Source organism: Pedobacter sp. 01T416_2 (genome assembly GCF_056398925.1).
This window is the reverse complement of record NZ_JBFTQI010000206.1, coordinates 1-8,086: the sequence shown is the minus strand read 5'-3', so window position 1 is coordinate 8,086 and position 8,086 is coordinate 1. Positions and strand designations below refer to the sequence as shown.

Annotated in this window: 5 protein-coding genes; 1 reads left to right on the top strand and 4 read right to left on the bottom strand. The window is 41.7% G+C overall.

All coding sequences use genetic code 11. The features are described 5' to 3' along the window. Together AC1DPQ_RS10880 and AC1DPQ_RS10875 are read right to left on the bottom strand one after the other, a co-directional pair. Positions 1–500: 3-keto-disaccharide hydrolase (locus AC1DPQ_RS10880; protein WP_477609236.1), on the bottom strand; the 500-nt coding region annotated here is incomplete at its 3' end. 33 nt (positions 501–533) lie between these two features. Further along, entirely contained in the window at positions 534–1,928 is a 1,395-nt protein-coding gene (locus tag AC1DPQ_RS10875; protein ID WP_477609234.1) for a hypothetical protein, read from the bottom strand. 259 nt (positions 1,929–2,187) lie between these two features. Here AC1DPQ_RS10875 and AC1DPQ_RS10870 point away from each other — a divergent pair, with 259 nt between their 5' ends. Continuing rightward, complete coding sequence (locus tag AC1DPQ_RS10870; RefSeq protein ID WP_477609232.1) at positions 2,188–6,207, top strand: hybrid sensor histidine kinase/response regulator transcription factor; 4,020 nt, start codon at positions 2,188–2,190, stop codon at positions 6,205–6,207. Between the two features lie 217 nt (positions 6,208–6,424). On the opposite strand, the gene AC1DPQ_RS10865 is transcribed toward AC1DPQ_RS10870, so the two are convergent. Beyond that, a complete protein-coding gene (locus AC1DPQ_RS10865) occupies positions 6,425–7,117 on the bottom strand; it encodes a response regulator transcription factor (RefSeq protein WP_477580448.1) in 693 nt (230 codons plus the stop codon). After that, the coding region (locus AC1DPQ_RS10860; protein ID WP_477609230.1) for a sensor histidine kinase at positions 7,104–8,086 on the bottom strand (983 nt) is incomplete at its 5' end. The genes AC1DPQ_RS10860 and AC1DPQ_RS10865, both read right to left, overlap by 14 nt.

Below are 8,086 nucleotides of genomic sequence, written 5' to 3'. Positions count from 1 at the left end.
GTTTTTACGCTGTTACCGATACATTCTATGCGGACTTTATGAAAAACATTTGGCGAGAAAAACAGCTGTCCTTTTGGGTTGTTCGACACCGGATAAAGCCAGCTTCTTCTGCCCTCTTCATAAATACCACCGGTCCACTTGCGGACCGAAGGATCAAATTCGTACTGGTAGCCATATATCAATCCTTTCCCATTATTCGCTGCGGCATCGAAATTACTTTTAAACTGTACGCCCGAATTGGTGTTCGTATCAGTCATCATCGCTTCCATTTCCAATATAAAATCACCTGTAAAGCGCTTTTCGCAGGCCAGGAATGAATTAGGTGACTTTGCTGTTGTGGTACCGACGATCATGCCGTTTTTCACTGTATAGCTGGCCGAACCGGTCACCTGTTTCCAGCCATTAAGTGTTTTGCCATCGAACAGCGACTGCCAGTTATCCGACTGTGCAGCAGCATTTAATGTGATCAGTAAAAAAAAGACAGTTACAATTTGTTTCATTTTTGTTTGTTGGTTGATTATTTAAGATTAATGCTAATTTTCTGGTATAGGTTTGTTATCATAAACTACTGGTACCTGCCGTTGTAGCCAAATGGTCATCCATGCTGATCCCATACGGCTGGCAATAGCCTCTTCTCTGCCCGGATAGCTGTTTTCCTGATCGCCTGCATAAGTGTGTCCATCTGCAAAACGCTTTTGCTGTTCAAGTACCTTATCCATATGCAGTTTAGCCCAGTATTCTCCTTTATGTTTTTGGGCAAGATTATCCCAGCCATAAGTGAGTGCGGCAATATCGAGGTTAGCATAATTATCGTAAACACCCTGGCCCCAGTCTGACCCTTCCGGGTAATAAACATCAGCAGTGCCTTCACGGTACATGGTACCGCCGGGAGCTTTATAGGGCGGTGATGAAAACGGATGTGCGGTTACCGAATAATAAATTTTATCAAGATTGAAGCGCGCGGCTTCTGGTGTCATCTTTTTAGCTAAAGAAAACACAATCGGGGCATTTATCATGGATGCAATTGCATTGTATTGCGGATGGATGATACCATGATTGATCACAAAACCCGGTTCTTCCATATTGGAGCCCTGTACCCATTGGCTAACGGGCCGTCCGTGTACAATCCGCGAATTATGCAGATCGGAAGGCAAGGCCGTTGAGGCCATCAGATATTCGACAGCCTTATGCAACCATTTACCCGAATGCGGGTGGCTTGGCAACATTACCGCTGCCAAATACAATAGCTCTGCATTCCAGGCATCTTCCTCAATTTTAGAATCACCAGGGAATAATACTTTACCAGTACTGTCTTTATAATAAAGTGGAACTACACTAAGAAAACGATCTGCTTCCGAAATGATCATCCCGGTGATGTAAGTCTGATCTTTTTTGGATAAATCATCCCATAAAAGCCAGGCGGCGTATCCCGAATAATAAGCCCAGTGGGCCGCCTGCCAATCGCCGCCCCATACCTTTCGCTTCTGGTTCGCTTTGTGATCGTAAGCCACAGCACTTACCATTTGGAYGGTTTTGTTTTTAGCCTCCTGTAAAGAAACTCCTGTTACGGCAGGATCGTATATACCTGTTTTGATGGCAATCGCAATACCGAACGACATGGCCGCCGGAAAACGGTAGCGGTATTCGTTCACCTTTGATTTGCTTTTCAGATCAAGGTAACCGCTCGAATCTGGCTGGTATTTTTTTATATCCCAATACCAGGTTGYTAATGCAAATTTATTGGCATTCAGGAGGCTTGTTTGTACAACTTTTGCCAGTTGATCATGAGGTGCTTTTTTTTGGAAACTGCTCCAGTTAACCGGCATCACTTCTATCGTGTTTTTGGCTAATAGACCTGATTGGCTATGTGCAATTTTTGTACTGAATAAAAAAGGGATTAGAAAAAGTAATAAGCGAGGTTTGCGCATTTGATAGTCTTCGATTTGTTCTTATATCTGCCCATTTTGAAGTGCATGCTTTATAAAAAACTGGTTCATGGGTTTATTTGGTTATTGATAATTTCGGTTAGTTGTTTGGTCAGGTTAGCTTGTAAATTTCCTTAATTAGCTGGTTATTGTGTGGGGAAAATCTTAAACAAATGGTATGAAAACCTTAAATCCAACGATTTTTCAATACATTATCAATTAATTATGAATATAAAACCAAATATCTCATAGCTTTGTTACAATGATCATCCTGCTCCATTTAAATAGAATACGCTCCATCTGTGCCGCTGGCTGGATAAACCTTTTGTGGTTGATCCTGTGTGGGCTCTCACCAGTAAATGCCCAATTGGCTGTATCTTCACATTTCAGCACTGAGGATGGCCTTGTTCAAAATAGCGTGCTCTCCATTGCACAGGACAAACAAGGGTTTATGTGGTTCGGTACTGAAAAAGGCTTAAGCCGGTTTGATGGATTGAGGTGGCGCAATTTTAAGAATATTCCTGGCGGTGCAGACAAGCCTTCGACAAATGTTTTAATCAGATCGCTATTTTGGGACCAACAGAGCCGGTTGTGGATGGGTACAGTATTTGGATTAATTATCTTTGATCCTCTTTCCGAAAAATTCAGGCAAATCAAGCTTCCCTACCAAAAGCAACCTGAGGTTAGGCAGATAATGGCTGACCAATCTGGAAACATCTGGGCAGCCACGGCCACTGGTATTGTATTAATCACCAGAGAAAAGAAGATCATTGCTTCTCCAATGACTTTTGGTAATGGAGAAGATATATTTTCTTCTGCTATCTGCCAAACACCCGATAGCAGGATTTGGTGCGGTACAAGTAAGGGCCTTTTTGAAGCTAAAATTAAAGAAAACAAGCTTATCCTTACCAGAGCGATTGGAATGCCTCCTTTCTTGCAGGAGCAAAACATTACTTCGATTAAGAAGGATAATGCTGGCAGCTTTTGGTTTGGATCTTACGCTACAGGCTTGTTTTTATGCGATTATCAACAGGGAAAATTTACCCAGGCCAAAAAACAACCCGCTTTACCAGGTGGCGCTACAAACAAAATCCGCTCAATTATCAGCTTACTGGATCATAGGATTGGTGTTGCCACTGCAGATGGGCTGTTTTTTTTCGACATTGATCACCTAAGCATGATCGAGCTAAACAGCAAGTTGGGCAATGAGCAGACCTTACACAACAGCTCTATCCACAGCCTGTTTCAACAACGTTCGGGAACCATTTGGATCGGCACTTACTACAGTGGCCTAGGCCTGATAAAGCCATCACTTACTCCTTTTCAGCACCTAAGCATTGGTCCAACCTCATCAAATCTTAACCACCGTGTGGTGAGCAGCATGTGTAACCGTAATCCAACCGAGCTTTGGCTTGGCACAGAAGGCGGAGGAATTAATATTCTTAACCAGGTAACTAAACGGATCTCTTATTTAAAAAATCAACAGGGCAACGATCGGTCCATTAGTTCAAATTTCATCAAAACCCTATTTAAGGATAAGGATGGTAATTTATGGATCGGAACTTTTTCGGGTACTTTGGATGTATTTAATGCCAATACCAATGCCATCGAACACCGTTTAACAGGAAGTGAGCGTGCTACCGAAATTAACTCGATTGTAGAGGATAAGACAAACCGTTTGTGGATGACCTCGAGCAATGGTTTAAAGGTATACAAACGTAGGGGAACCAGTTTGAAAGAAGATAGACTGATGCAGGAAAAAGCACTTAGATCTTTTACTGCCGGCATAGCGTTTCAGGATACTAAAAAAAGATTATGGTTTGCTACCGAAACCAAGGTGATGAAAGTTGAAGGCAATACGATTATCATCTATCATTTAAAATATCCCGTGAATACTATTTCTGAGCATCAAGGAACGATCTACTTAGGCTTAGAAGGCCGTGGCGTGGCAGAATTTAATGAAAAGAACGGTCATTTTGCTCCATATCATTTCAATAGTCTGATTGACAAACGTTCGATAATGAGTATAGCTTTCGATAGGCATAACCATATCTGGCTGGCTAGTGATAGTGGATTACTTAAGGTTACACCAGAAAAGAAAATCGTTACCCAATACACCAAAGCAGATGGACTGATCAGTACCAATTTTACCCCCAATGCCAAATACGAACAGGATAACAATTTGTTTTTTGGAACATTGGATGGACTGGTGTATTTTGATCCTGACCAAATCAGGGACAATACTACAAAATCGAGTATGGTGATTACCGGCATGCGAATTTTTGATGTTCCTGTAGAAATTGATGGTTCGGTACTGCGCAAATCCATCACCTATACCGACAAGGTTGAGCTTAGCCATAACCAGAATTCGTTAACCTTCGAATTTGCCTTATTGGATTTTATTAAGCCAACAAAAAATGCCTTCAGGTATAAGCTTCAGGGCTTAAGTARGGGATGGACCACAAGCAATTTAGCAGAAGCAACATTTAACAACCTTGCTCCAGGTACTTATACTTTAATGGTAAGTGGCAATAACGGAAGTCCCAACTGGATGGGACCTACTCGTTTAACCATTAAAATATTACCACCGTTTTGGGCAACCTGGTGGGCCTATACACTGTATACCCTTATTTTAACCAGTATTGTTTTCTTCATTAGCCGTTATTTTGTGTTACGTACCCTCTTAAAAAGAGAAGATGAACTTCACCAGTACAAGATCAATTTTTTCACGAATGTATCACATGAAATCAGGACACACCTCAGCCTTATTTCTCCGCCTATAGAGCAGCTGGTTTCGGATGAACATTTGGGCACGAAACAAAAAGACAAAATAATCGGGGTTGCAGGCAATGCCAGGCGATTGCTCACACTCGTTAACGAGCTGTTGGATTTTAGAAAAACTGAGGATAACCGTTTAACGCTATCCGAAAATGTTCAGGATCTGCTGCCAATACTCGAAGATTGCCTGCAGATGTTTTCGGAAACCGCCCAACGAAAACAGATTACCACGCTATTTGAAAGATCACATCTAAAATCAGCTTTTTTGCTGTGCGATGCCTTCCAGTTGAAAAAGGCCATTATAAACTTATTGGCAAATGCCTATAAATTTACACAGGATGGTGGTATTGTTGAACTTAAGATCAACCAGACCGACAATGAAGTTACGATCATCGTAGAAGATAATGGTAGGGGTATTTCCCAGTCGCATTTAGACAAATTGTTTGAAAATTATTACCAGGTTGCAGACCATGGGTTTCAGAATACTGGTTATGGCATTGGCCTGGCCTTATCTAAGGCTATTGTTGAGCTTCACCAAGGCACCATTACAGTGACTAGCCAGTTGGAGACCATGAACGAGCATGGACTAACTTCATTTACGATTACTTTGCCCAAAAGACAAAATGGTGCGTATGAGCTGCAAGAAGCCTATTATGAAGAGAGTACTTTGCCCAATCGCCTGGCCGACCAGTTATTACCCTTAAGCCAGACCAGCGATAGCCCAAAACCAATCATCTTGCTGGCTGAAGATAACCTGGAACTCGCCACCCTTTTGGATGATATTTTAAACCCTCATTACCAGGTGATGATGAGCAGAAATGGAAAGCTGGCATGGGAACAGGCTAAACGGCATATGCCCGATCTGATCATCAGTGATGTAACAATGCCTGAAATGTCGGGCTTTGATTTTTGTGACCGGATCAAATCCAATGTGGCAACAAATCACATTCCCTTTATATTGCTAACCGCCAAAACACAGGCCGAAGATGTAATTGCCGGACTCTCGCATGGTGCTGATGTTTACCTAACCAAACCCTTTAGCCCTCAGGCTTTGCTGCTACAGGTTAATAACCTTATTACAGGAATAAAGAATGCGCAGGCACATATTAGCCAGTTATTGGATAAAAAATCTACATCAGTCGACATCTTTGAACAGTTAAACCAGACCACACTCGGAACAGAAAACCAAAAGTTCCTCAATCAACTGATAGAAAATATTGCCGGCTCAATAGAAAACCCTGATTTTGGTGTGAATGAATTGGCTAAACTGATGAATATGAGTACGCCAGTGCTTTACAAAAAAATTAAGTCGGTTTCTGGCTCATCAGTTAATGATTTTATCAAAAGAGTACGTCTTAAAAAAGCAGCAGAACTGCTGGAARCTAAACTATATACAGTATACCAGGTTTCATATATGGTAGGCTTTTTAGATAGCCGGTACTTTAGTAAGGAATTTAAGAAGTTTTTCGGGAAGTTACCTTCAGAGTGGACGGATAACCATTAAGCTGTGTTTTTGTTTAGTGGCACATCTTGGTTTTAACAATTAACCACTGCAACGGTATTGAATCCTATTATTCTGCACCCTATTATTTGCTTGGGTCTTAGCGAGACGCTACGACCAGAATGAGACTGTTTCCTGTTGGCTGTAATATTTATTAACCCCTGTTTCTCTATAGGATAGCACTAGGGAGGCTTTCATTATTTCAATAAGTAACACCTCATCAACAAATGAGCTTGTATCCTACTCCACGCAAACTGATGATCTGTATTTCAGGTTCACTTTTTAAGAGCTTTCGCAGATGTGCCATAAACACATCCATACTGCGGCCATTATAAAAACTGTCTTCTCCCCATATTTTGATCAGCGCATCCTCACGTTCCAAAATGTTATTGCGGTTTTTCAGTAATAATTCAAGCAGGATAGCTTCTTTATAAGAAAGTGAATATTCACCTACAGAAGTTTTTAGTTTTTGGGCTACAGGATCGAGTTCGCAGTTCCTGAACCGGTATTTTCTATCGGGATCGTTTTCCCCGTTGTTCGCTGGGCCAAACCGCTTTAAAAGTGATTCCATCCGCACCAGCAGCTCATCAATACTAAAAGGCTTTTTAAGATAGTCGTTTCCGCCGCTTTTAAATCCCATCACCACATCTTCGGTAAGGGCTTTTGCACTCAAAAAGATGATCGGAATATTGGGATCTGATTTTCTGATTTCGGCCGCCAGCGTATAACCATCCTTTTGAGGCATCATGATGTCGAGTACACAGATATCAGGCTTTTCTTTTTCAAATTGCGCCCAGGCAAGCACTCCATTTAAAGCCAGGTTTACCTCGTAACCACTGCTGGTTAAGCCATCGAGCACAATGCGCGCCAAAAAAGGCTCATCTTCTGCATATAAAACCTTAGTTTTCTTCATACAATGGCAAAATGATCATAAAATTACTTCCTTTCCCTATTTTGCTCTGCAGCGCAACACGCCCGCCATGGAGTTCTACCACCTGTTTTACATAATGAAGCCCCAGACCGGATCCTTTCACATTGTGGATATTATCCTGGCTAAAAATCCTGAAAAAGCGTTCGAAAACCTGTTGCTGATAAATTTCTTTAATCCCCGGACCATTATCCTTAAAGCTGATGGTTAACTCACGATCAGCAATGCTGCAGGAGACCTCAATTTTGGAGTGCGTAGGCGAATATTTCAATGCATTATCAATCAGGTTATAACATACGTTAGCAATATGCATCGCATCACCTTTAATAAAATAGGGCTCGTCAGAAGGCACAAGTATAAGCTGCGTATTTTTCTCGCGTACCTGAATATCCATCGAAAAAATCACCTGTTTGAGTACGGATTGAATATCGAAGAGGGTAAATTGCAATTTAGTTTTTCCAAGGTCCATTTGTTCCTGCTTAAGCACCTTTTCTATCATCGCTTGTAAACGCTGCAATTCATGACGGCTTATATTGATGTAATTCTGCAGCTTTTCGGGCTCATCAATCAAATGATATTTACTGATCGATTCAAGGGCCACAGCAATCGTCGAGATCGGCGTTTGGAGTTCATGCGTGATGTTACTGGTAAAGCTCATTCTCGCCTGGGCATAAAGCTGCTGATTTTTCATCAGCCTGATAAGCAGGTAGAACGCGGCTGCCGTAAGCGCCAGCATCAGGAACGACGAAATGAGGTAATACCTCATCTGATAAATGATCAACCAGGTAATGCTTGGCACCACCAGCTGATACTGTTTCTGAAACTTAAGGTTATAGGTATATTTCCCACTGACGAAAGAAGATACATCTTTAGAAACCACTTTCCCTTTCACCAACTTCCCATCGGAATAGTCGTAAAGGGCATAGTTCCTATCCATAGCCACACCCAACGCAT

Coding starts and splice junctions, on each gene's coding strand:
- AC1DPQ_RS10865 (WP_477580448.1), bottom strand. CDS start 7,117: ATGAAGAAAACTAAGGTTTTATATGCAGAAGATGAGCCTTTTTTGGCG.